The following is a 24951-nucleotide window of genomic DNA, read 5'->3' as shown; positions in this document are numbered from 1 at the left end:
GGAAGAATGACGTTCTTTGGAACGATATTCAGTTCCGAAAAAGTATGTTGGGATGGAAAAACGTACATTCCTGACCTACAGGCACTTCTGATGAGCGACGTGACATTACTTGCCGAAGTAACGACTTTTTTACGCCAACGACACGGACAATTTATTGCAGGTGAACGTCAGGCCGGAAACGGCACGAACTTCTCGGTCACTAACCCAGCCACCGGCAAAATCATCGCCGACGTTGTGTCGGCAACCCCTGCGCAGGCAGAACAGGCCATGCAGAGCGCCAGACGGGCGTTTGATGTCTGGCGTAAAATGCCAACGTTACAACGCGGCGCATTACTGCTGAAACTGGCTGATATTCTTGCCGCTCATCGTGAAGAGTTAGCTCAACTGGAAAGCGTCTGTTCAGGTAAAACGATTACGCTGTCGCGCGGTCTTGAACTCGATCAGTCAGTGGCCTTCCTGCGTTACTTTGCCGGTTGGGCAGGAAAAATAACCGGTGAAACGCTGAATGTCTCCCTGCCATCAATGGGAGAAGAGAGATACACCGCGTTTACCCAACGCCAACCCATTGGTGTGGTCGTCGGTATTGTGCCGTGGAATTTCTCCATTATGATTGCTATCTGGAAGCTGGCCGCAGCGCTGGTATGTGGCTGCACCATCGTCATTAAACCAAGTGAATATACCCCGCTGACACTGCTGCGAGTCGCTGAACTGGCTAAAGAGGCAGGTTTCCCTGATGGCGTAATTAACGTGGTAAACGGTGCTGGCGGTGAGATAGCGCAACAGCTGATCGCGCATCCAGATTGCGCCAAAGTGAGTTTCACCGGGTCAGTCGCGACAGGTGAGAAAGTCCGGCGTTCGGCAACATCGTCAGGAAAACGCGTTACCCTCGAACTGGGAGGGAAAAATGCGGCGCTGTTTCTCAATGATCTCACGGCACAAGCCATGGTCAACGGTATTCTTGAAGCCGGCTATCTGAATCAAGGACAGATTTGTGCTGCCGCAGAGCGTTTTTATCTGCCCCAGGAAAAACTGGATACGGTCATGACGCTCCTCAGACAACGGTTATCGGAGATCGTGCCCGGCTCGCCTTTAGATGAAAAAACGGTGATGGGCCCGCTGGCGAATCAGGTTCAGCTTGAAAAAGTGCTGCATCTGATTCAACGCGCACGGGAAGAAGGGGATACTATTGTTTACGGCGGTGAAACTTTACCCGGCGAAGGGTACTTTTTACAGCCGACGGCGGTAAAAGTGCGTAGTAAAAACAGTACGCTGATGCACGAGGAGACCTTTGGCCCTGTCTGTAGCTTTATCGGTTATCAGAATGAAAAAGAGGCGCTTTCGCATATCAACGCTTCGCCATTCGGCCTTGCTGCAAGTGTGTGGTCGGAAAATATGTCTAAGGCATTACGCTACGCTGAAGATATTGATGCTGGCATGGTGTGGGTCAATATGCATACCTTCCTCGATCCCGCGGTACCCTTTGGAGGGATGAAAGGATCGGGCATTGGTCGTGAATTTGGCAGCGCGTTTATTGATGACTATACCGAACTTAAATCGGTCATGGTCCGTTATTAACCATCCTGAAAATGATGCAGGCAGATCAACCATACCGAAAGGTGGACTGTCTGCCTGATTATCAGGTTCGCTCGCTGCGTTTTTTTGCTTGTGGGTAATGTTAAACGCCCGGCCCGGCGTTCCTTCCTGCATTACTAGCGCCATCTACCGTTAGAGTAGGCTATCTCCAGCCTTAACGGTTCAGACTCATCCTGTAACATCGCTTCCAAAGACAACGCCAGCGTCTGATGATGGGCATCTTTTACACTGACTTTCAGCATGTTGATGCTCGGTTCATAACGTAAAATAGCAGCGCGAAGCTCACGGCAAAACCAGTTGAGAACCCGTTTGTCACCCACATTCACCTCGTGCCATTCCGGCATACCCCGAGTGAGCAGCGGCGGTAATGTCTCGCCACCTGGCACGACGCAAGAGTTGAATAAACACATTAACTTGCGTCGTACCAATTCATGTGGGCTTATCCCCTCAACCAAGAGCCTGTCGAATAGCGCGACCGGAATGGTTGGCGTCATCATCATTTCCCTATCTGGTCCATCGCCAGATCCCATACTGACGTTCTGGACTCCTGTTGAGCGCCGTCTGATTTCTCGGCAGTGATTTGCCATTCGATTTTCGTGAAGTTCAGCGACATCGTTTCCACCGGCTTACCGCCGGCGCCGCCGCTAACACTGAGTTGTGATATCAGCACGTTTGTCAGGGTATAAACGATAAGCGACCGCATTTTGCCGCCGTCATTGCGGCACAACGTCAGCACCGCTGTTCTAATTAGCCTCCCGCTACAGCAGTACTCATTGAGCACAGGCGTGGCGAGGTCGACAAATTTGGTGAGCGACATTTCACCAACATGCGCACGCCCGGAGGTCCGCTCGGTGAGGCTAACATCGTTATTTACCTGCATTGCCACATTGTGGCTATAAGACATGATCTCTATCTGATCTTCAAAGCCTTCAACCTGGCTTTCGCCTTTGATATTGTCGAGCTTTAAAAAAATCGCATCCATGATTTATCTCCTTGTTGATCAAGTGGCAGTTCAGCAGCCAGACGAATATCGGCGGCCAACGCTTGTGACTCTTATTAAAAGCGCAACGACCAAAAAACACAGCGTGAAAAGCGCCAGGTTTGCAGGGATTTTGCCAACGTTTACCCACGTCTGATGAACGTTATTCCGCTGGTTGCAATGCAATAGAAGGTTTTGGCCCGCTGTGGCCAAATACAATTGAGGTTATACTGAACGCTCTCTGCCATATTCAATCCCTTTTATCGCAAAGTATCCCTGGTGCCGGTATCACAGCGTCGTTATTCAAAAATTGACATTCCAGAATAATAATCAGCTATATATAAAAAACACATCAAAAAGCAAATATCAACTTAATTTTTACTTATTTAATAAAAAAATACAAATTGATTTACATCAATTAACACACACAAAAACATTAAAAATCAAAGCGTTACGTAAAAATTAATCACTATGGAAATTTTATTTTTCTTAATGCTCACATTATAAATATTATTTGCTTATTTTCCTGTGAACACTAAAAAATGATTTAAATCAAAAAACAAACTATTCTCGTTGATTAACGTTTTGACCGAAATAAAAAAGATTTTATACGTCCCGGGATAGTCTCCCTTTCTGATGGACAATATGCATTAACAAGCGGGCAAACAGGTAACTTCTGCCCGGGTAATCCGTTACCCGACTGATATTAACATTGTCATGAGGTGATATCATTTGCCCGGCCAGCCATAATCATCCGGAACCGGCGCTACGCCACGAACATCAGGACGGAGCATTTTTTGTCGATCCTCTTCGTCATCCACCCAGACACTGGCTATCTCTTCACAGGTTGCAAACCATACGCCATCATGCCCTTTAATATGTTCAATCAAACGTGACAACATCATCATATGATGCCCATGACCGATTATCTGCGGATGAAGAGCCATCGCATATAAGCCGTTTTCCTGATGGTTATAAGCATAGGTAAAAATATCCTTCCAGCGTCGCAGAACACCGTCAGTATCGCTCATCCCCTCCTGGTTGCCGGTATACGCCAGTGCGGGAAAATCATCCAGATACCAGCTAACAGGAATTTCCAGAATCGCGCTGGCCGGGCCTGCGATATTTCCCGTTTCCCAATTCACCTGCCAACGTTGAGGATGGTAAAGCACAAGATCTCTCGCCATCAGGCTACTGTCATAGAGAAAACCGGCTTCCTCCAGAAGATCCAGCGTATTCTCGCTATAATCCCAATAGGGAGAACGGTATCCCACAGGACGTATGCCGAAATGTCTTTTATAACAGGCGAACGCCAGATCCATAAGTCGGCGTTCTGTATCACGATTCACCAGAGTCGGATTTTCATGATAGTAGCCATGGTGAGCGATTTCATGCCCGGCATCAAAAATCGCTTTACTGATTTCCGGGAAGGTGTCTACAGTGTGTCCGGGAATAAAAAAGGTGGTTTTGATATTATTTTCTTTAAACAATTTCAGAAGCCTTGGTACGCCAACTTGTGCACCAAACTCTCCTCGTGACATAAAGGATGGCGACGGTCGATTAAATCCGCCCAGCCATAAAGACTGAGCATCTACATCAACACCAAGATTGACCGCAATCCTTTTACCCTCAGGTAATTTTAAATATCCCATAACGACCTCCAGCTAATACATAGAAGGGACACATTCTGTTATTTAATGTGTGATGGCCAGATATTATATATGCCTGCTTTTCTGCGTCTGTCCTTGAACGTTGTTGCTGCCCCCCCAAGTCTATTTTCATATAGAACATCGAGGTTAATTTCTCCTGAAATGACATCCTCTTGATTGACGTGCGCCTCTGCGATAATACCTTGTGGATTTTTCCACACGACATCACAGGGGCTTAAAATTGAACTTCGGGCCCAGCAGCCAGGCAGTGGCCCGCCCGGGTTTCCGCCCAGGCAACAGTGAACAAGATAAATTTGATTTTCAATACAACGTGCGTGGCAACAATGCCTGACTCGCCAAAATCCCTGTTCAGTAAACGTAGCGGAAGGCGTTAAAATTAACTCCGCACCCTGTTCCGCCAGCGTCGCGGCACACTCCGGTATTTCTGCTTCATAACAAATATTAAAACCCACCTTTGCAAATGGCAGTTGAAAAACAGCCATTTTATCGCCTTCCTGAGTATACCAACCCCGTTCAGCCGGGAAGATATGCGTCTTACTGTGAGCATAATGTTCGCCATCGGGTCCCCATATATGCGCAACATTCTCATAGCGATCTGCTCCAGTCTGCTCCAGATGAGAGCCAGCAATAATGAACTGTCCTCTTTCTTTCGCTTCCTGTTGAAAAAGCTGCTTATAGGCATCCGTGAACTGATCAATTAAAGTAAGGTGTGAAATGGGTCTTTCTTGCCATTTTTTCAATAATGTAAATAACTCAATGGTAAATAGCTCCGGGAAGATAACGACATCAGCCCCCTGACTTTTATTAAGAAGTATCCTTACCTTTGTTATGAAATCTTCAAAAGTGTTTATTTCGGTAACAATATACTGACAGGCTGAAACAGTAAAATTACGTGACATCGTGATATCCCCGGCATGAAATTTAAACTTAAATTAACGTATAGCGCATGGAGAATATTAGGGAGTGGACATTACGACATCAGGTTATTTTTTGTGAAGCTGCGCAAAATATATGGAGAAAAGAGTAGAAGCATTGAACCTTTATTTACATAAAGGGGACTTTATCGATGATCGCAGCGAGACAGAGAGTCGATAAAAATCCAGGCGAAAAACAATAACCCTTACCACAATATTATTTTCAGCATCTGAAAATAATCAGGCAAACTAAATGATAACGCGCTGGTATAAAACCAACGCGTATTTTTACCGATAAGGGTAATGAAGACGGCCACCCGAAGGTGGCCGTTAGAACCCGGTAGCGCTTCGCTTATCAGGCCAGTGAAACCGAGACAGCTTTAGCGGTGAGACGCCAGCGGCTGTTCCGTCATTGCCGGGTGGTGCTTTTCTGGATCTTTAATCAGTACCCACAGGATGATGGCGCCGATAATATCGAACAGACTGAGTGCAATGAAGAACGGGCCGTAACCGATAATAGCGACCAATGCCCCCATAAACAGGTTGAAGCTTAACTGTCCCATCCATGCCGCAGATCCTGCCAGACCGGCAACCGTCGCGACCTCATTTTTCTTGAACAGGTCAGCGCTCATGGTAATCACGACGGTAGACAGCGTCTGGTGCGCAAAACCGCCAATACTCATCAATGCAATGGCGACATACGGGTTAGTCGTAATGCTGACAAAACCGATCGAAATCATCAAAACAGCGCCGATGGTAAAGCTACAACGACGCGCATTGATCGTGGTCATGTGCATCTTTTCCATGAAGAACTTCGCCAGGAAACCGCCTGCAACGCAGCCAAAGTCCGCCGCCAGGAACGGCAGCCAGGCAAACATGGCGATCTCTTTTAACGGCAGATGCATCACGTTAATCAGATACAGCGGCATCCAGAAACTCAGCGTTCCCCATGCCGGGTCAGCCAGAAAACGGGTAATCGCCAACGCCCAGAAGTTACGCTTTTTAACGATCTCTTTAACGGCCGGTTTTTTATTATCGTCCTGGAGATAGCTTTCCTGGCCGTCTTCGATATAACGCAGCTCTTTGTGGGTGATCCACGGGTGTTTATTTGGCGAGTTATAAATCAGGAACCAGGTGATGGCGAACAGCACGCCGATCCCACCGGTAATCACAAACGCCATTTCAGTACCGATGCCGCTATCAGCAAAGGTCAGCATCGCCCAGACCACCAGCGGCGGCGCCAGCATCGCACCAATCGAAGTACCGATATTAAACAGGCCCCCCGCAATACCGCGTTCTTTCGTCGGGAACCATTCGGCGCTGGCTTTAATCCCGGCAGGAATCGCTGACGCTTCGGTTAGCCCCATCAGACCACGCAGAAATGCCAGGCTTATCCAGCCGCCGGCCAGCGCGTGCGCCATGTTAATCAGCGACCATAACAAGGCAAAGATAAAGAAGCCGATTTTCAGTCCGATGACATCCATCAAATAGCCGGTGATCGGCTGCGCAATGGTGTAACAAAGCTGGAAGGCGCTCACCACCCAGGAATATTGTTGCTCATCAAAATGGAGTTCTTTCATCATCGCTGGCGCCGCAACGCTAAGCGAGCTACGGGACAGGTAGTTTACGATGGTCCCTACGCAGACCAGGCCGATAATCCACCATCTTAATTTTGTCATCTTCATGATAAAGCCTCGTTAAAAAACATTAGCTCCGCGCCGTCTGACCTGTAGCGGGAAAACTGAAATCACAAAAATTGGTTGACCAATCAATATTTTCTCATCCGGACCGGTCAAAATCTGGCGGCAACTCCCGCCCTTAATATTCTTGAAATAAATACATCAACTCATTTCAAGTTGAATGGTGAATGCTTTTCACCCAGCAAAAATTGACACAGATCAAATAAATAAAATTGGCAGACCGTGAATGATGATATTTGTGATTTGGTTAGCCAATTTAGACAACAAGGTTGACATGAGAAAAATTTTGGTTGAATTTAGGGGGCAGAACGGGTTTACAAAGCACGTTTCGATGTTGGCTGGCAATGGGTCAACCACGAAGACGTTATCGCAAGAAGAGGAAACGAGATATGAAACAAACCTGGCGCTGGTACGGACCTAACGACCCGGTAACGCTGTCAGATGTACGCCAGGCTGGCGCAACCGGCGTGGTAACGGCGTTACACCATATCCCGAATGGAGAAATTTGGTCGGTAGACGAGATCCAGAAACGTAAAGCTATCGTTGAAGAGGCGGGTCTGGAGTGGTCTGTGGTAGAGAGCGTACCTATCCACGAAGACATCAAAACCCACACCGGTCAGTACGATTTATGGATCAAAAACTACCAGCAAACGCTACGTAACCTGGCGCAATGCGGTATCTATACGGTTTGCTATAACTTTATGCCGGTGCTGGACTGGACACGTACGGATCTGGAATACGTATTACCGGATGGTTCCAAAGCGTTGCGTTTTGACCAGATTGAATTCGCCGCGTTCGAACTGCACATCCTGAAGCGTCCGGGAGCAGAAGCCGACTATACGGCAGAAGAGATTGCTCAGGCAGAGCGGCGTTTCGCCACCATGAGCGAGGAAGACAAAGCACGTCTGACCCGCAACATTATTGCCGGTTTACCTGGCGCGGAAGAAGGCTATACGCTGGATCAGTTCCGTCAACACCTGGCGACGTATAAAGATATCGATAAAGCAAAACTGCGTGAACATTTTGCCTATTTCCTGAAAGCCATTATTCCGGTTGCCGACGAGGTTGGCGTGCGTATGGCCGTTCACCCTGACGATCCGCCGCGCCCTATTCTCGGCCTGCCGCGCATTGTCTCTACCATTGAAGACATGCAATGGATGGTGGAAACCGTTAATAGCATGGCGAACGGCTTCACCATGTGTACCGGATCTTACGGCGTGCGCGCCGACAACGATCTGGTTGATATGATCAAGCAATTTGGTCCGCGCATCTACTTTACGCATCTGCGTTCTACGCTGCGCGAAGAGAATCCGAAGACCTTCCACGAGGCCGCCCATTTGCACGGCGATGTGGATATGTATGAAGTCGTTAAAGCGATTGTGGAAGAAGAGCACCGTCGTAAAGCCGAAGGTAGCGACGATCTGATCCCAATGCGCCCGGACCACGGTCATCAGATGCTGGACGATCTGAAGAAGAAAACGAATCCGGGTTATTCCGCCATTGGCCGTCTGAAAGGGCTTGCGGAAGTCCGCGGCGTCGAACTGGCTATCCAGCGCGCTTTCTTTAGCAAATAACCTTCTTTCGCATGGCGCGACGCGTCATGCGATTTCCCCTACTCAATGCAATAGCAACATGCCTCGCCCCGGAGATCGCGGGCGAAGACGTCGAATGACAGGAGTTTGCAATGGAACAGAATATCGCCACCGCCCAGGTTTCCGTCGCCCGCCCAAACTGGGACAAATCACGTCTGGTATCCCGTATTGTGCATCTGGGCTGCGGGGCGTTTCACCGCGCGCACCAGGCGCTCTTTACCCATCATCTACTGGAAAAGAGCGACAGCGACTGGGGCATTTGTGAAGTGAACCTGATGCCGGGTAACGACGCGCGGCTGATCGCGAACCTGAAAGCGCAAAATCTGCTGTACACCGTTGCAGAACGCGGCGCAGAAAGCACCGAACTGAAAATTATCGGTTCAATGAAAGAAGCGCTGCACCCTGAATTCGACGGCCATGCAGGGATTCTGGCGGCAATGGCGCGCCCGGAAACCGCCATCGTCTCCTTAACCGTGACCGAAAAAGGCTACTGCACCGACCCCGCCAGCGGCGAGCTTGATGTCAATAACCCGCTGATCCAAAACGATCTTGCCCATCCACAGCAGCCTAAATCCGCCATTGGCTATATTGTCGAAGCGCTAAACATGCGCCGGGAGCAAGGACTGAAAGCTTTTACCGTGCTGTCGTGTGATAACGTGCGCGAGAATGGTCACGTCGCGAAGGCTGCCGTCCTCGGCCTGGCGAAAGCTCGCGATGCCGCCCTCGCCGCATGGATTGCCGACAATGTGACCTTCCCCTGCACCATGGTTGACCGCATTGTTCCGGCGGCGACCGAAGAGACGCTACAGCTGGTTGCCGACCAGTTAGGGGTTTATGATCCTTGCGCTATCGCCTGCGAACCCTTCCGCCAGTGGGTCATCGAAGATAACTTTGTGAATGGTCGCCCGGACTGGGACACCGTCGGCGCGCAATTCGTTGCAGACGTCGTACCGTTTGAAATGATGAAGCTGCGTATGCTTAACGGCAGTCACTCTTTCCTCGCCTATCTGGGTTATCTCGGCGGGTATGACACTATCGCCGATACCATGACCAACCCGGCTTACCGTCGCGCGGCGCTGGCGCTGATGCTTGATGAACAAGCGCCGACGTTATCAATGCCGGAAGGCACCGATCTGGAAGGGTATGCGAATTTGTTGATCGCGCGTTTCACTAACCCCTCGTTGAAACACCGCACCTGGCAGATCGCGATGGATGGCAGTCAGAAACTGCCGCAGCGTTTGTTGGACCCGGTACGTCTGCACTTGCAACAGGGCGATGACTATCGCCGCCTGACGCTGGGCGTCGCCGGATGGATGCGTTATGTCGGCGGTGTCGATGAGCAAGGTAAAACCATTGATGTCGTCGATCCGCTGCTTGCACAGTATCAGGCGATTCATCAGCAATATCAGACGCCGGAAGAACGCGTTCGCGGGCTACTGGCCATCGAGTCTATCTTTGGCAACGACCTGCCGAAGAACCACGAATTTGTGCAAGCCGTTACCGACGCTTACCAACAGCTATTGCAGAATGGCGCGAAAGCCACGGTAGAAGCGCTGGCTAAGTAAGGAGATAAATCATGGCTACGTTTATGACTGAAGATTTTCTACTGAAAAACGACATTGCCCGCACGCTGTACCATAAATACGCCGCGCCCATGCCGATTTATGACTTCCACTGCCATTTAAGTCCGCAGGAAATCGCCGACGATCGCCGTTTCGATAACCTCGGTCAGATCTGGCTGGAAGGCGACCACTATAAATGGCGAGCGCTACGAAGCGCAGGCGTGGATGAGTCGCTGATCACCGGCAAAGAGACCAGCGATTATGAAAAATATATGGCCTGGGCCAATACCGTACCAAAAACTCTGGGTAATCCGCTGTATCACTGGACGCACCTTGAACTACGCCGTCCATTTGGCATTACAGGTACGCTGTTCGGACCGGATACCGCGGAAAGTATCTGGACGCAGTGTAATGAGAAACTGGCGACACCGGCCTTTTCCGCGCGTGGTATTATGCAGCAGATGAATGTGCGGATGGTCGGAACCACCGACGACCCGATAGATTCTCTGGAATATCACCGCCAGATAGCCGCCGACGACAGCATTGATATTGAAGTCGCGCCAAGCTGGCGCCCCGACAAAGTTTTCAAAATCGAACTGGACGGCTTTGTCGATTATCTGGGGAAACTGGAAGCGGCGGCAGATGTCAGCATTACCCGTTTCGACGATTTACGTCAGGCGCTCACTCGCCGTCTCGACCATTTCGCCGCCTGCGGCTGCCGCGCGTCGGATCATGGCATTGAAACGCTGCGATTTGCGCCGGTGCCCGACGACGCGCAGCTTGACGCCATTCTGGGCAAACGTCTGGCTGGCGAAACGCTGAGCGAACTTGAGATCGCCCAGTTTACCACGGCGGTGCTGGTCTGGCTGGGCCGTCAGTACGCCGCGCGCGGCTGGGTGATGCAGCTACATATTGGCGCGATCCGTAACAATAATACCCGTATGTTCCGCCTGCTGGGGCCGGATACCGGCTTTGACTCCATTGGCGATAATAACATTAGCTGGGCGCTCTCCCGTTTGCTCGACAGTATGGATGTGACCAATGAACTGCCCAAGACTATCCTCTATTGCCTGAACCCACGTGATAACGAAGTCCTGGCGACCATGATCGGTAACTTCCAGGGGCCGGGAATTGCCGGAAAAGTGCAGTTTGGTTCCGGCTGGTGGTTTAACGATCAGAAAGACGGGATGCTGCGCCAACTGGAGCAACTGTCGCAAATGGGACTGTTAAGTCAGTTTGTCGGGATGCTGACCGACTCCCGCAGTTTCCTTTCTTATACGCGACATGAATATTTCCGTCGTATTCTCTGTAACCTGCTGGGACAGTGGGCGCAGGACGGAGAGATTCCTGATGATGAAGCGATGCTAAGCCGTATGGTTCAGGATATCTGCTTCAATAATGCCCAGCGTTATTTCACGATTAAATAATCGCTATTAATCTGTGAGCACAGGTTTCAGGTATTTCGAGGGGCAGGAAGGCGGTAAGAGAGTGAGAAATTTAGCAGTAACGCACTTTTCCAGCCAAAGTCTGGCCGCCGATAAAAAGCAAAGAGGTTGCTGATTAATCCCGAATCACTTACTAAGGTAAGTGATTCGGGTGAACAAACACAGCCATCTTCTGCGTCATGCTTCTTTTCTCTGTCCGGAATAACTCCAGTGCAGAAAGTGTGATACATCAGTCCTGTTGATGATGGCTCCTGTTGGTTATACGGTAATAACTCATGACTTCACAGTGTGGTTTCTTTTAATAAATCGACAGCCAGCATTTCCAGCTGGTTAACCACCTCATTACTGGATCGCTCCATTCTGTCGAGTTCTTGCGACATCGCATTCATATCGCCTGCGGCAAAATAGTTCAGCGCAGAGTGACCAGCGGTATGCACCTCTTTATGCGGCGCTTCCAGACTACGGAAACTGTAGTAATTGCTAAACTGCTGCCCTTCAAAACCGTAGTACCATTTCCCCAGCCGACACTGATCGTGCATCGTTATTTTACTGTTTATGTCTTTATTTAAGAGTAATTTGTAGACTTCCATTTTCCAGATAACATGGTCAACTTTGACAATATTCAAAAACTGCACCGTAGAGATGTACTGCATGACCGATTTCATGCTCAGCGATTTATCGATGACGATGCCAATAGACTCCACAATTTGATTTATGTTAGTCGTAATATTATCAATAACCGGCTGTTGGTTATCCAGCACCTCACTCACTCTGGCCGTATTATCTTTGATTACAGAGGTTAACGTACTGACGCTTTTCGAACTGTGTTTAACATCTTCGGACAGGTTTTTCACCTCTTTCGAAATAACGCTAAAACCACGCCCGGCATCCCCTACGCGCGCGGCCTCGATCGCGGAGTTAATCGCTATCAAATTGGTCTGGTTAGCGATCTTCTGTATCTCTTTAATACACGCATTAATTTGCGTTAAGGAGGTATTTAAGTCGCCCATACGACAGCCAATATCCGATGAAGTCGTGCCAATTTCGGTGATAAATTCCACGAGCGATTTTAATGAACTTCTGGCTTTATCATTCTGTTCGTTAAGTTCATTAATGCGTTCTTTTTCAATGTTGAGCTGCTCACAGGACTTAATGATGGCATTACGAATGATATCGATCGTCGAGATCCCCATCAGAATTTTTTGACACAGTATCCGCTCATAAGGCTCAGGAGTATCCACCACCACGTCAGACGCATTAGCGCCAGATTCTGCTGGCGGCGGTATTTTTACAACATTATTATTCCAGTGGCGCAAGCCTAATACTTTTTTAAACATATACCATTCTCCTTATTATATGTGGACATCCTGATCTATGCCTGGATAAAGTATTATCAACTCATGCTAACATAATGAAAAATCGGCTGTCACCTGCCATAACCATACGTTCACCAGAATAAGACAAAACGTCCACCAAACTTAAATAATTACAAGGTAAACTATTCAACAATACCATTAATAGTCATGATGGAAGTCGCTTCGCTTTATACGGGAATATTATTTACAAGGCTGACAATAATAGCTGAATAATAATTAACTGCATTTACTTAGGTGTATCTATATCTCGGCCCGAAGATTGCAGACAGGGTTTAAACGCAAACTTTTGCAATAGAAAAATAACCTAACGTAAACTTTTTATATGACCAATAATATCATTTGGACTCATCAATATATTATGCTGTCCGTTTACCAGCCAAACAGGCATGACCGAAATCCAAAGGGATAGGGGCGGCGTAACCAGCCGCAAAAGTACCGATTAGACGAAAATCAGGAAACGGATGCGCCAACGCGGCGAGCGTCACCGCCTGCGTCAGAAAAGTTAAGAATAATTTGTGATATTATTTCTCATATGTTACCAGTAAATGGCAAGCTGACAGCCGTTCGTTGGTAAACACAACAGGCGGGATATCGGCGCCAACGCCGATATCCCGACGAGAATGACCCCGTTACGCTTTGATGACGATTAACGGTTCAATATCGCTCTCTTTTTTAATGACTAATGAATCATCGCCGCGCAGGCACGTACCGCCGTAGTTACCGCCCACGGTAAACGTACAGACCTGAATATACTTCCCGGCGACCTTCGGCAGGCACCACAACTGCTGATAGATATTTTTCTGCGTGGCGAACTTGCCGCTGGTTTTATCCAGGAGTTCTTCCTGATGGCTCACCAAATCAATATTACTACCGCAACGTCCGGCAATCGGTTTTACCGCATAGCCGGTCTGCACCAGCTCATCGTTAACGGTAAAATCCGTGTCGAGCAAATAGCGATGATGCGGGAAGAGCGACCACAGGATGGGCAGGATCGCTTTGTTACCCGGGATCACCGTCCACAGCGGTTCAAACACCAACACTTCCGGGCGCAGTAATACATCAATCAGCCGGACTTCATTTTCCGGGTGCCCGGTACGAATAGGCACTGCGGCATACTCCGTCTCGCTGACTTCGCGTATCTGCTCCATCGCCGTTTCCCACGCCCAGGTTTTCCAGACACAATTTACCAGCCGTCCGTCGCCATCGATCAACTGCCCGGCGTCATCCCAGCGCAACTCGCCCAGCCCGCGGAGAATTTTGCTCGCGAAACCGGCCTGATGCAGCGCCTGCTGCATAAACTGCGCGTGATAGTCCTCCTCGATATCATCATCCTGCATGATATGAACGAAAGGACGCGCTTTACTGTGTTTCCAGGCGCCTGCCAGCTCGTTAATTAAGCCCTCCGCCGGGTTATGCCCTTTACCGGTATAGCCCTGCTCAGCCCATTTTTCGAGAATTAATCCCGCTTCGGTATGGCATGATGCGGAATCGGCATTGTATTCATAGACTTTCAGCCCGCGTTCATCCATGCAGAAATCCATACGACCGGTGATCATATGGTGACGACGACGCTGCCAGGAGAGGCGCAGGCGCGGCCAAAGAATTTTGGGGATATCGAATAGCGCCAGCAGATTATCGTCTTTTAAAACTTTGTCCGTGGCGTGCAGGTACATCAAATGCAACTCATTGGTCGCTTTGATAAGCTCCTGTTCAGCGCTCTCGGTGATGGTAAAATACTGGTACGGGTCCTGATTGATAACGTGTCCGTTCGCCTGTACATAGGCTTTTTGTAACGGATCGCGCTCATCCAGCCACGGACCGTCAAACTGACCTTTCTCTGGCAGTCTTGCGCTGCGAATCGCCAGCGACTGATTCGCGATGTCAGGCTGTGACAAACTGTATTGCGTGTCGTCGGTCTGGATCATCCAGCCTAAAATCGTCGTGTCATCAAAGGTGTCGCGCAGGGTGTAACACCCGTTTTCTACGACCATTTCCAGTTCGCGAGTCCACTGCTGCCCTGGCGGCAATGGCGTGTGGATAACGTTTTGCTCAGCAATGCGAATTTTGTTATCCAGGAGTTGGGTGATAATCGCGACGTGCCCGGTTTCGTTAAACTCGCCGCCCTTTTGCCAGATGAGCAACGCCCCGGCCTCCGGCGCGCGCGGCGAACCGTTCGGGAAGGCCTGCAAAGGCAAAATATTGTCATTCACGACCTCGCGCAGAAAACGCAGCGAGAAAATTTCCCAGGCCATGCCGACGTCAGTAAAAACAACGCCATAATTCAGAAAGAGAAAACGGCGGGCAAATTCCACGCACTGCCATTTATGCCCCATGTATTCATCGTCGATGTAGCTACGAAAAGCTGCGTCGTCGTCGTCCCACGGATCGAGGGAATTGTAATCTGAAGAGTAGATCGCTACGCCGCCGGGGGCGTAACCCAATAATGTCCCGAAGGGGGCATCCTGACTGGTGGTTCCTTTGCTCATGCACTTACCTCAAAACAAGACCGCCTGAGCAGCCTGGCGTGATTTCGCTCTGATTGTCTGCTCTGTGACACTAACCGGACAGAGGTCGACATAATCATACACCTCAATAAGGCACACTGAGGCCAGAAGGTTAAAATTTCACTCGCCGGAATGTCCCAATCGGTTAAATGTCCGACTAGCAAGCTGCTACACTGCTTCAACACCACCACTGTGAAGGCAGGTCAATATGGCAGATAATACTTATCAACCCGCAAAAGTCTGGACGTGGGATAAATCCGGCGGCGGCGCGTTCGCTAACATTAATCGCCCGGTTTCCGGCCCGACGCACGACAAAACGCTGCCCGTCGGCAAACATCCGTTACAGCTTTATTCGCTGGGGACGCCTAACGGCCAGAAAGTGACTATTATGCTGGAAGAGCTCCTGGCGCTGGGCGTGACCGGCGCCGAATATGACGCCTGGTTGATTCGCATCGGCGAGGGCGATCAGTTCTCCAGCGGCTTTGTTGACATCAATCCGAACTCAAAAATCCCGGCGCTGCGCGATAACTCACACAACCCGCCGATTCGAGTTTTTGAGTCGGGCGCAATTCTTGTTTATCTGGCGGATAAGTTTGGCCATTTCCTGCCGCAGGATCTGGCTAAGCGCACAGAAACCCTTAACTGGTTGTTCTGGCTACAGGGCGCGGCGCCGTTCCTCGGTGGCGGTTTCGGTCATTTCTATCATTATGCGCCGGTAAAAATTGAGTACGCCATTAATCGCTTCACCATGGAAGCCAAGCGTCTGCTGGACGTGCTGGATAAGCAGTTAGCTCACCACCCGTATGTCGCGGGAGAAGAGTACACTATTGCCGATATGGCCATCTGGCCGTGGTTCGGCAACGTGGTGCTGGGGAATGTCTATGATGCAGCGGAGTTTCTGGATGCCGGAAGTTATCAAAACGTACAACGCTGGGCGAAGCAGGTAGCCGAACGTCCGGCGGTAAAGCGGGGGCGCATTGTCAACCGGACCAACGGCCCATTGAACGAACAGCTTCACGAACGCCATGACGCCAGCGACTTCGAAAACAATACCGAAGATAAACGTCAAAGTTAAACCATGATGCCGGATGAGGTAGTAATGTCGTCATCCGGCATGGTATTCCCTGCTGACGCTTCGCTTATCAGTTCTGCGAGTGTGTCATATTCGGCGCTTCACTAAACCCATGTTGCATGAGAATCAACCTCGCCCGTGCTGACAGTAAAAAGTCGGCAAGCGTTTTTCCCTGCTCGCTCAGGCAGGCAAAGCCATATTCAGCCACGGGATTATAAGGTTCCGGGATATCAACCACTCGCAGCAAATTAACCTGCCGTAGCCTGGGAGCATAGCTGGCATAGCCGATAAAGATATCGGTGTAATCATGATTGATGAGCCATTCCGCCGCCAGCCGGCCCGCCGGTAACGGCAAAGTCTGCCTGCCGCCAACCAGCGCTACCGCGCGTTTTCGGACCGCTTCGCCCTCCTTGCCCATCCGCGAAAAAAGCTGCTGCGTATAATCGCCGGAAGGATCGCAACCTGCTGTTGAGGTGCCGATCCGCAGATCCCGCCGGGTTAATAGCGACAGCCAGTCCTCGCCTTCACGCATCGCCTGTGCCCGCACGCTCAGACACAAACGGTTCGTCGTAAAAGGCGCGACCCGCAGCGCCCGCCCGCTTTCCAGCAGCGCCTGCGGATGCGCCAGGTTCGCCGAAGCAAAAAAGTCGCACGCTTCGCCCGCTTCGATGCGTTCACGTAACAGCCCCGCCGGACCGAAATCACATACCGCATCCGCCTGAAACGCCGTCATTAGCTGCGGCCAGACGACGCGCAAGCTCCCCGCAGCCAGTATTCGCATCACTGTACGCCCTGATAGTCAGTACGGTAAAAACGTTGATACCAGTCGTTAGCGGCCTTTTGCATGTCAATATCGTGGAATTTTTCCGGATAGAGTTTTTTCGCCATCCACAGTTCGCCGATTCCCACCGCCTCCGGCATCGGATATCCCCAGGCTTTGGCATAATCCGGCATCAGGTAAACCCGATGATGCTTCACCGCGTCAATGACCTGCCACTGGGGATTGTGCAGGATCTCATTGACGACCTTTGGATAGCGATTCTGGACAAAGATCACCTGTGGATCCCAGGCGATCACCTGCTCCATTGTCACCTGCTTAAAGCCTTTCACCGAGGATGCCGCTACATTCAGCGCCCCCGCATGGGCCATCATCAGACCGGTATATTTACCGGAACCGTAGGTGGTCAGCTCCGGATTCGCCATATAGGCGCGAACCCGCTCATTTTCAGGAACCGACTGCAAACGGTCGCTGACCATCTTGCGACCTTTATCCATCGCCTCAATCAGCGCTTTCGCCTCTTGCGGTTTATTGACGATATCGCCAATCAGCGTTATTCCTTCACGCAGCCCGCGATTATAAGCCTGCTCTTCATCGGCCAGGGTCGGGTTCATTTTAGCCTGCTCGCCAGCAATATCATGGCGCAGCGAAATCGCCACTACCGGAATGCCAAGACGGCTGATCTTGTCGATCATCTCCTGCGGAGCGTAATTCGTGACAAACACCACCTGCGGGCGCAGCGCCACCAGTTTTTCAGGATCAACGTGCGTTAGATCGCCCAGCGAGACTTTTTGTGCCAGTTCCGGCGCCAGACGCGCATAGCCGTCGCCTAATTGCTGTTTCCAGTTCGCCATGACCCCAACGATTTTGTCAGTGGCATTCATCTGTACAAGGAGATTGAGCGTTTGATGCTGGAGCACCACCACTCTGTCGACGGTGTCCGGAACCGTGACCTGGCGGCCAAGTTGATCGGTAAAAGTACGCGCCGCCTGTGACATTAACGGCCAGCAAAAAAGCAACGCCAGCAGAGAGAGCTGGCGCAAAAATTTATTCATAGGTTTCGCCCCACAATCGATATATAAATAATTATACAACGATTATAGAGCGATATAATAGAGGTGATTAAGGGATCACGCGCTGGTGATGTCGTACTCCATGCGGCGCAGCGCATCTAACGTGGCTTTCGCTTCGTCTTCGTCAATGATGCTCATCGCAAAACCAACGTGTACCAATACCCATTGCCCTACCAGATCGGCTGGCTTACCTTCACAAATCAGAGCAATATTGACATCACGTTTGATGCCACACACTTCCACCTGCGCAAGCTGGTGAATATCATCTCCGACGGCCAGCACCTGACCGGGGACGCCAATACACATAATTAACCACCTGAAATAAAATGCGGGTTATTCGACCTCAATACTTTTTACTTTCAACGAATCGCCGGTATCCACCCGCAGGCGATCGCCATGACAATGCGGACATTGCGCGTCATGCCTGAGAATTTCCACCACCTGACTGCAATCCCAGCACCAGGCCTGGGCCGGTCTGTAGTCAATGTGCAATTCGCACCCTTGCGCTAAAGTCCCCTGGCAGGCGATGTCAAAGCTGAAACGAACCGCGCGCTCTTCAACGCACGAAAGCGCGCCTATCTCCAGCCATACGCCGGTGACGCGCGCCACGCCGTGCTGTTCTGCCTGCTGCTGAATAATTTCAACGGCGCTTTGGCAAAGAGACAGCTCATGCATTCTCACAGCTCCGACGGCCAAACAGCAACGCACGTCGACTTGTCTGCGGCGCATCAGGATTGCTTACCGGCAGGGATAACAGCATCCGCGCGCAGTCATCCGCCAGCCGGACGCCCTCTTCCGGCGACAGGCTACGGGAAAGCGGCGACATCAACGAGCAGGCAAGATATTGCGAAACGCCTTCCAGTTCGCCAACGGTAAAGGTCATCGTGCCATAAGGCAGTTGCAGACCGAGTTTTTCACCGACGGTACGCCCGGGCCAGATCTGGTCCGGGCCAGGGAAGATTAATGCGCTTAACATCCACGGCGTAATTACCGTGCCCGTCCATTGTCCTTCAAACAACGTAAAATCAGAGACATGCACAGGCATAGTCGGATGCAGAAACGAAAGATCGTGCATCGAACGATGGGCTATCTCTTCAAACGCCGCCTGAACCCGGGCGACGGGCGCCGTGTCGAATCCGGAAAACGTTTCAGACATGCGCCGTCTCCTTAGGAATTGCTTCGACGCCGGATTCACGCAGCGCAGCAAGAACCTGCTCAAGCGCAGGTTCAATCATCGCCTCGACGGTTGGCGTTAAGCCGATGTGCGGTTCCAGCGACTGTGGAATAACGCCGACCAGGGTCAACTTCTTCGGAAACTCGCCGGTAAAGCGGAGGGCCGACAATACGTCGGCCAGTCCAAGCTGATGGGGGGAGATTTTGTTGGTGAACAGCGCTGGAACTTCATCGTCGCGCAGTACCATAATGGTTCCCGGCGCGTTCTTTTTCGACACGATGGCGTCGGCAATGATCAAATGATCCCGACTCGCCATATCGCCAAGAAGTTCCATTCCCGCCGTACCGCCATCCAGAATCTCAACGAAATCCGGCAGGGTGTATCGTTGCTCTAACGCTTCAACAATACGCACCCCGATGGCTTCATCGGTCAGCAAAATATTGCCGACCCCTAAGACTAATATCCGCATTACAAAACCTTCACCGAGACCACTTCATTGCCATCGGCGTCCACCACGTGTACCGCGCACGCCATGCAAGGGTCGAAGGAGTGGATGGTACGTACCACTTCCAGCGGCTTCGCCGGATCGGCGATCGGCGTACCGACCAGCGACTGTTCGTACGGCCCCACGTCATCGTTGAAGTTACGCGGACCTGAGTTCCAGGTCGATGGCACCACTGCCTGATAGTTACTGATAATACCGTCTTTAATCACCATCCAGTGAGACAGCATACCGCGCGGCGCCTCCAGGAAGCCCACGCCCTTGAACTCGCCCGTCGCCGGAATGTTCGGCTTTACAAACGTGGTGTAATCACCTTTGCCGATATTTACAATCAGCGCGTTGTATTGATCCTGCAATATGTTTTGCAGTTCACAACAGTGAACGGTACGCCCGATGATACGACCCAGCGTAGAGTGAAGTTGCGCCATTTCCAACGTTTTGCCGGTCAGCTTCTGATAAAGCGCAATGATTTCATTGAGCTTGGTCTGGGTGGATTCACGACCTGCAGCCAGTTTACACAGCATGTTCGCCAGCGGCCCGACTTCGACGGTTTTGCCGTAGAATGTCGGCGACTTGACCCATGAGTATTTACCGTCATCCGACCAACCGTCGTAAGCCGGGATCGTAGTGCCTTCCCACGGCGCCTGCGGCGCTTCATCTTTGTACCAGGCGTGCTTCGCGCTCTCCTGAATACCTTTAATCAGGAATTCGTCGGAGTGAGAGGTGATCGGACGGTATGTCGACAGATCGGCATTGGTAATGTAACCGCCCGGGAACAGGAAACTGCCGTTTTTACCGTCGGTCGGGAATTCCGGCGCGCTCAGGTAGTTCACCGCGCCTTTGCCACGCTCCAGCCATTCCGGATAGTAGGCCGCGATGACTGCGGTATCCACTTTATACACCTGCTCGACAAAATCGCTCAGCTTATCGATAAACGATTTGATGTACATCAGGCGTTCAAGGTTCAACGTACCGATGCTGTCGAGATTGATCGGGTTCGCCACCCCACCGACCGCCAGGTTCTGGATATGCGGCGATTTACCGCCCAGCAACGCCACCACGCGGTTAGCGTCACGCTGACATTCCAGCGCCTGCAGATAGTGGGCGACCGCAATCAGGTTGACCTCCGGCGGTAACTGCATTGCCGGGTGCCCCCAGTAGCCGTTGGCGAAAATACCTAACTGACCGCTGGCGACAAGATCCTTGATCTTGTTCTGAACTTTCGTGAACTCTTGCGCGCTGTTCAGGTGCCAGCTCGACACGCCATCCAGCATCGCAGAAGCTTTTTCCGGATCGGCTTTCAGCGCAGAGGTAATGTCCACCCAGTCCAGCGCAGAGAGCTGGTAGAAATGGACAATGTGGTCATGGGTGGTATGCGCCGCCAGAATAATATTACGGATATACTGCGCGTTGACGGGAACATCAATATTCAGCGCGCTTTCTGCCGCACGAACGGAGGAGATCGCGTGAGTTGTCGTACAAACGCCGCAAATACGCTGCACAATCATCCACGCATCGCGCGGATCGCGGTTCTTCACGATCTCTTCCATACCGCGCCACATGGTGCCGGACGCCCATGCTTTGGATACGACGCCGTTCTCAATTTCGCAGTCAATGCGTAAATGACCCTCAATACGGGTTACCGGATCAATAGTAATTCTCTGGCTCATGCTTTGCTCGCCTCATGACGATTATGATCGTTTTGTTTTAAAGGAGGAAGTATCGGCAGTAGACGAATGAGTACGATGTATGCACAAATCTCAATGGCCACAAAACCAATAGAAATCAACAATTCTTCCCAGGTTGGGAAGTAGTGGTAGCCGCCACCCGGGTTGAATGCCACCAGCGAATAGGTCAGACGCCACGTCGCGCAGCCCAACAGCGCGCTCAGCGCCGACAGGTACAGCATACGAGAGTCATTACGCAGTTTCGCCACACGCAGCACCACTAACGGGAAGACCATCAGGACGACTTCAATCCAGAACATAGCGGAGTAAAAATCGCCGGCAAACGCATAGGACAGCTTGTCGCGATAAATCAGTTCGCCAAAGCGCAGGACGACGAAAATCGCCAGCAGCACGCTGATGGTATTCGTCAGCTTAACAAACAAATTTTTCTCATCCGGACCGTTTCCTTTCAGACCTGCCTGAACCAGCGAACCCTCAAATATGACAATGGAGAAGCCCATGATAAACGCGGTCAGAACCGAGAACAGCGGCAACATTTCATAGCTTTGCCATAGCGGATGCACTTTATAGCCCGCCGAGATCATCAATGACCCCATTGAGGACTGGTGCATCGTCGGCAACAGCGCGCCCAGCGCGATAATAAAGAACATCACCTTATTCAGACGCTTGAGCGACACTTTCCAGCCCAGACGTTCAAACAGGGCAGGCGCAAACTCCAGCGCCATCACGCCGATGTAGATGGTCATACAGACCGCCGTCTCAAACAGTACCGAGTTCACGTTGAAGTGACCTGGAATGTAGAAGTACGGCAGGTTCCAGTAACGACCGACGTCGATAGTGATCGACAGGCCGCCCAGCGAGTAACCAAACAAGCTTGCCAGCAACGCCGGGCGCACCAACGGATGGTATTGCCCACGGTTAAAGACATACACCGCCCATGCCAACGCCCAACCGCCGCAGGCAAAGCCGGTGCCGATCAACAGGTCAAAGGCAATCCAGACGCCCCACGGGAAACCGCCGTTCAGGTCGGAAACGGAGCCCAACCCGAAGACCAGACGCTTCACGATAAGGAGCATACACAGGACGATTAACGGTCCAAAAATAATGACCGGTTTACTGATGATTTTTCCGCCCAGCGGTTTTGGATCATGACTCATGATCGTCTCCTCCATCGTGATGGTCGTTTTTGCTATTACGACGAACCAGCACGGTTAAGCCCGCCAGCGCAGCCAGGGGTAGTATCATGCCTTTATAAAGCGTGTGTTGAACATGCTCGGAGCGCGCTCCGGTTGAAAGGTCATCCAGCTTCGGCAGATCCAGATCTTCATAAGGAACGCCTGTCAGCACCAGCACCTGAGTACCACCGCCCTCTTTTTCACCGTAGAGGTGTGGGTAGTATTTAGGCACCGTATGCAGATAGGTGTCGTCCGTTTTCAACGTCTGGCGCGGATAGTGATATTCACTGCCTGGTTTGAGGGCCAGACGTTTTTTCGCTTCCGCCATCAGCTCTTCACGAGTACCGAAAATGACGGCCCCTGCCGGACAAACTTCCACGCACCCAGGCAAACCGCCTTTATCCAGACGCTCAACGCCTTTCTGGTTACACAACTCACACTTGTGAAGCGCGCCAAACGGGTTGTTGTAGTCGTACTTAGGTACGTTGTACGGGCAGGCGACCATACAGTAACGGCAGCCGGTGCAGACATCTTTGTCATAGTGGACGATGCCGGTTTTCGGATCTTTTTTCAGCGCCGACACCGGACAAACGGAAACGCAGTTAGGATCGACGCAGTGCATACACTGTTTCTTGATGTAGGCATAGCCGTTCTCTTCCTGATCTTTGTTCACGCCCGTACCGCTACGCCATACCTGAATAATGTTATTGGTATACGGCGACAGCTTGTCGTTGTTCGACCAGGTCTGCTCCCCTTCCGGGTTACGCGCCGGGAAGTTGATATCCTGACACTTTGTGACGCAGGCCTGACAGCCCACGCACAGAGTGGAGTCATACAGCATACCCAGCGAACCTGGAATCGGCGGACGGTTTTCTGCAGCCGCATGGCTGACAGACGGCGCGGCGCCCAACAGCAATGCTCCACCGGAGGCTGCTTTAATAAAGTCACGTCTGTTCACGGTTATTCTCCCCGTGAGTCAGCGTTATCTTTCTTTTGCTGACGCCCCAGTTCACGTACCGCCATCACGCTGACGCCGGCAACCAGACCGACTACGCCGCCAAGCAGACCGACAGCGCCCGCAGAGATATTGCCGCCTTCTTTCATATTGACGTCAGGTTTCTCTGAACGCGGAGTTTGGTTTTCGACATGAGCAAGCTGGTGAATGCCCTTATGGAAGCCGATACCTTCTTCGTTACAGCCATAGCAAGGATGACCGATCGCCACTGGCCAGACGCCGCCAACGTCACAGAACTGTAACGTAGAACAGTTGCCCCAGGTTTCCGGCCCTTTACAGCCAAGATGGTAGAGACACCAGCCCTGACGGTGGCCTTCGTCGCCAAATTCTTTGGCAAAACGGCCTGCGTCGAAGTGTGGACGACGTTCGCAATGCTCATGAATCAGACGGCCATAGGCAAAGGTTGGACGATTTTTCGCATCCAGCTTCGGCGGCGTGCCGTAAGTGATGATATGCGCGACGGTCGCCAGGAAGTTATGCGGGTTTGGCGGACAACCTGGAATATTGATAACCGTTTTGCCCGGTAAGACTTCCTGCAGACTGACAGCGCCGGTTGGGTTTACGCCAGCCGCAGCAACGCCACCCCATGCCGAGCAGGAACCGATAGCGATAATCGCGGCTGCGCCGTCAGCGGCTTTGCGGATGTGATCCACGATCGGCTCGCCGGCAACCATGCAGTAGATACCGTTATCTTTTAGTGGGATAGAACCATCCACCACCAGAACATATTGCCCTTTATACTTCTCCAGAGCGTTATGTTTGTTTTCTTCGACCTGGTGACCGAATGCGGCGGAAAGTACCTCGTGGTATTCCAGAGAGATGGTCTCCAGAACGAGGTTTTCAACGGTTGGGTGTGTAGCACGAAGCAGTGATTCGGTACAACCGGTACACTCCTGAGCGCCAATCCAGATAACGGGCGGACGCTGTGGATTGGATACCGATTCTGCCATTTCTGCGGCGGCTTTGCTACTGAGCCCCATAGTAGCGGCCAGTGCTGCACAAAGCTTCATGAAATCACGACGGTTAATGCCGTGAGAAGTGATGAGAGTATTATCTCCAGTCATTTTATAGTTATTCCGTTACGAAGACCTGGCTTTTATTTTGCACTGTTCGCGAAGAAGTTATTGCGATCGGTACGC

General features: G+C 51.2%; 22 protein-coding genes. 5 read left to right on the top strand and 17 right to left on the bottom strand.

The window, feature by feature from the left end; translation table 11 throughout:
• Positions 1–90 precede the first annotated feature (90 nt).
• On the top strand, positions 91–1575 hold the full coding sequence (locus tag NA197_RS05755) for an NAD-dependent phenylacetaldehyde dehydrogenase (RefSeq protein WP_064043149.1): 1485 nt from the start codon (positions 91–93) through the stop codon (positions 1573–1575).
• A 134-nt stretch (positions 1576–1709) separates the two neighbouring features.
• Here the strand turns inward: NA197_RS05755 and iraD are convergent, their stop codons facing one another.
• From iraD to NA197_RS05730, 5 genes are all read right to left on the bottom strand, one after another.
• Entirely contained in the window at positions 1710–2090 is a 381-nt protein-coding gene (iraD, locus tag NA197_RS05750; protein WP_058116181.1) for an anti-adapter protein IraD, read from the bottom strand.
• A complete protein-coding gene (locus tag NA197_RS05745) occupies positions 2090–2575 on the bottom strand; it encodes an Hcp family type VI secretion system effector (protein WP_000338759.1) in 486 nt (161 codons plus the stop codon). The genes iraD and NA197_RS05745 overlap by 1 nt, the downstream gene beginning before the upstream one ends.
• 725 nt (positions 2576–3300) lie before the next feature.
• Positions 3301–4224: a polysaccharide deacetylase family protein gene (locus NA197_RS05740; protein WP_064043150.1), complete on the bottom strand. Its 924-nt coding sequence runs from the start codon at positions 4222–4224 to the stop codon at positions 3301–3303.
• A 38-nt stretch (positions 4225–4262) separates the two neighbouring features.
• The gene (locus tag NA197_RS05735; protein WP_000089254.1) at positions 4263–5141 is read right to left on the bottom strand and encodes a carbon-nitrogen hydrolase family protein; all 879 of its coding nucleotides are present in this window, start codon (positions 5139–5141) and stop codon (positions 4263–4265) included.
• 395 nt (positions 5142–5536) lie between these two features.
• A complete protein-coding gene (locus NA197_RS05730) occupies positions 5537–6841 on the bottom strand; it encodes an MFS transporter (protein WP_064043151.1) in 1305 nt (434 codons plus the stop codon).
• A 404-nt stretch (positions 6842–7245) separates the two neighbouring features.
• On the opposite strand from NA197_RS05730, the gene uxuA reads away from it, so the two are divergent.
• The 3 genes from uxuA to uxaC all read left to right on the top strand — a co-directional run bounded on the left by uxuA (position 7246) and on the right by uxaC (position 11437).
• Positions 7246–8430: a mannonate dehydratase gene (gene uxuA, locus NA197_RS05725; protein WP_000815487.1), complete on the top strand. Its 1185-nt coding sequence runs from the start codon at positions 7246–7248 to the stop codon at positions 8428–8430.
• Between the two features lie 110 nt (positions 8431–8540).
• Positions 8541–10013, top strand: a complete 1473-nt coding sequence (locus tag NA197_RS05720; protein WP_000437132.1) for a fructuronate reductase — start codon at positions 8541–8543, stop codon at positions 10011–10013.
• Between the two features lie 11 nt (positions 10014–10024).
• A complete protein-coding gene (gene uxaC, locus NA197_RS05715) occupies positions 10025–11437 on the top strand; it encodes a glucuronate isomerase (RefSeq protein ID WP_000190180.1) in 1413 nt (470 codons plus the stop codon).
• A 299-nt stretch (positions 11438–11736) separates the two neighbouring features.
• Here uxaC and NA197_RS05710 read toward each other — a convergent pair whose 3' ends face one another.
• On the bottom strand, positions 11737–12792 hold the full coding sequence (locus NA197_RS05710; RefSeq protein WP_000475253.1) for a methyl-accepting chemotaxis protein: 1056 nt from the start codon (positions 12790–12792) through the stop codon (positions 11737–11739).
• 668 nt (positions 12793–13460) lie between these two features.
• The gene (gene gss / locus NA197_RS05705; RefSeq protein ID WP_017466052.1) at positions 13461–15317 is read right to left on the bottom strand and encodes a bifunctional glutathionylspermidine amidase/synthase; all 1857 of its coding nucleotides are present in this window, start codon (positions 15315–15317) and stop codon (positions 13461–13463) included.
• Positions 15318–15543: 226 nt separating this feature from the next.
• Between gss and yghU the strand changes: the two genes are divergently transcribed.
• Positions 15544–16410, top strand: coding sequence for a glutathione-dependent disulfide-bond oxidoreductase (yghU, locus tag NA197_RS05700; RefSeq protein WP_000774853.1), 867 nt, complete (start codon positions 15544–15546; stop codon positions 16408–16410).
• A 67-nt stretch (positions 16411–16477) separates the two neighbouring features.
• Here yghU and NA197_RS05695 read toward each other — a convergent pair whose 3' ends face one another.
• From NA197_RS05695 to hybO, 10 genes are all read right to left on the bottom strand, one after another.
• Positions 16478–17188 (bottom strand): molybdate ABC transporter substrate-binding protein, encoded by a 711-nt coding sequence (locus tag NA197_RS05695; protein ID WP_064043153.1) that lies wholly within the window; start codon positions 17186–17188, stop codon positions 16478–16480.
• A complete protein-coding gene (locus tag NA197_RS05690; RefSeq protein ID WP_064043154.1) occupies positions 17188–18240 on the bottom strand; it encodes an ABC transporter substrate-binding protein in 1053 nt (350 codons plus the stop codon). The genes NA197_RS05695 and NA197_RS05690 overlap by 1 nt, the downstream gene beginning before the upstream one ends.
• Positions 18241–18315: 75 nt before the next feature.
• Positions 18316–18564 carry a hydrogenase maturation factor HybG gene (hybG, locus tag NA197_RS05685; protein ID WP_000334889.1) on the bottom strand — a complete coding sequence of 83 codons (249 nt, stop codon included), beginning with the start codon at positions 18562–18564 and terminating at the stop codon, positions 18316–18318.
• A 27-nt stretch (positions 18565–18591) separates the two neighbouring features.
• Positions 18592–18933: a hydrogenase maturation nickel metallochaperone HypA gene (gene hypA, locus NA197_RS05680; RefSeq protein ID WP_000544945.1), complete on the bottom strand. Its 342-nt coding sequence runs from the start codon at positions 18931–18933 to the stop codon at positions 18592–18594.
• Positions 18926–19414 carry a hydrogenase-2 assembly chaperone gene (gene hybE, locus NA197_RS05675; protein WP_000004951.1) on the bottom strand — a complete coding sequence of 163 codons (489 nt, stop codon included), beginning with the start codon at positions 19412–19414 and terminating at the stop codon, positions 18926–18928. The genes hypA and hybE overlap by 8 nt, the downstream gene beginning before the upstream one ends.
• Positions 19407–19901, bottom strand: coding sequence for a HyaD/HybD family hydrogenase maturation endopeptidase (locus NA197_RS05670; RefSeq protein WP_001221962.1), 495 nt, complete (start codon positions 19899–19901; stop codon positions 19407–19409). The genes hybE and NA197_RS05670 overlap by 8 nt, the downstream gene beginning before the upstream one ends.
• A complete protein-coding gene (gene hybC, locus NA197_RS05665) occupies positions 19901–21604 on the bottom strand; it encodes a hydrogenase 2 large subunit (protein ID WP_000083044.1) in 1704 nt (567 codons plus the stop codon). The genes NA197_RS05670 and hybC overlap by 1 nt, the downstream gene beginning before the upstream one ends.
• Positions 21601–22779: a Ni/Fe-hydrogenase cytochrome b subunit gene (hybB, locus tag NA197_RS05660; protein ID WP_000017678.1), complete on the bottom strand. Its 1179-nt coding sequence runs from the start codon at positions 22777–22779 to the stop codon at positions 21601–21603. Before hybB ends, hybC begins: the two co-directional genes overlap by 4 nt.
• Positions 22769–23755 (bottom strand): hydrogenase 2 operon protein HybA, encoded by a 987-nt coding sequence (gene hybA, locus NA197_RS05655; RefSeq protein WP_001081721.1) that lies wholly within the window; start codon positions 23753–23755, stop codon positions 22769–22771. Before hybA ends, hybB begins: the two co-directional genes overlap by 11 nt.
• 2 nt (positions 23756–23757) lie before the next feature.
• Entirely contained in the window at positions 23758–24876 is a 1119-nt protein-coding gene (hybO, locus tag NA197_RS05650; RefSeq protein WP_000145429.1) for a hydrogenase 2 small subunit, read from the bottom strand.
• Between the last annotated feature and the right edge of the window lie 75 nt (positions 24877–24951).

This window comes from Salmonella sp. NW884 (assembly GCF_051700745.1).
GTDB classification, from domain to species: Bacteria; Pseudomonadota; Gammaproteobacteria; order Enterobacterales; family Enterobacteriaceae; genus Salmonella; species Salmonella enterica.
This window is presented reverse-complemented; position numbering and strand designations above follow the sequence as displayed.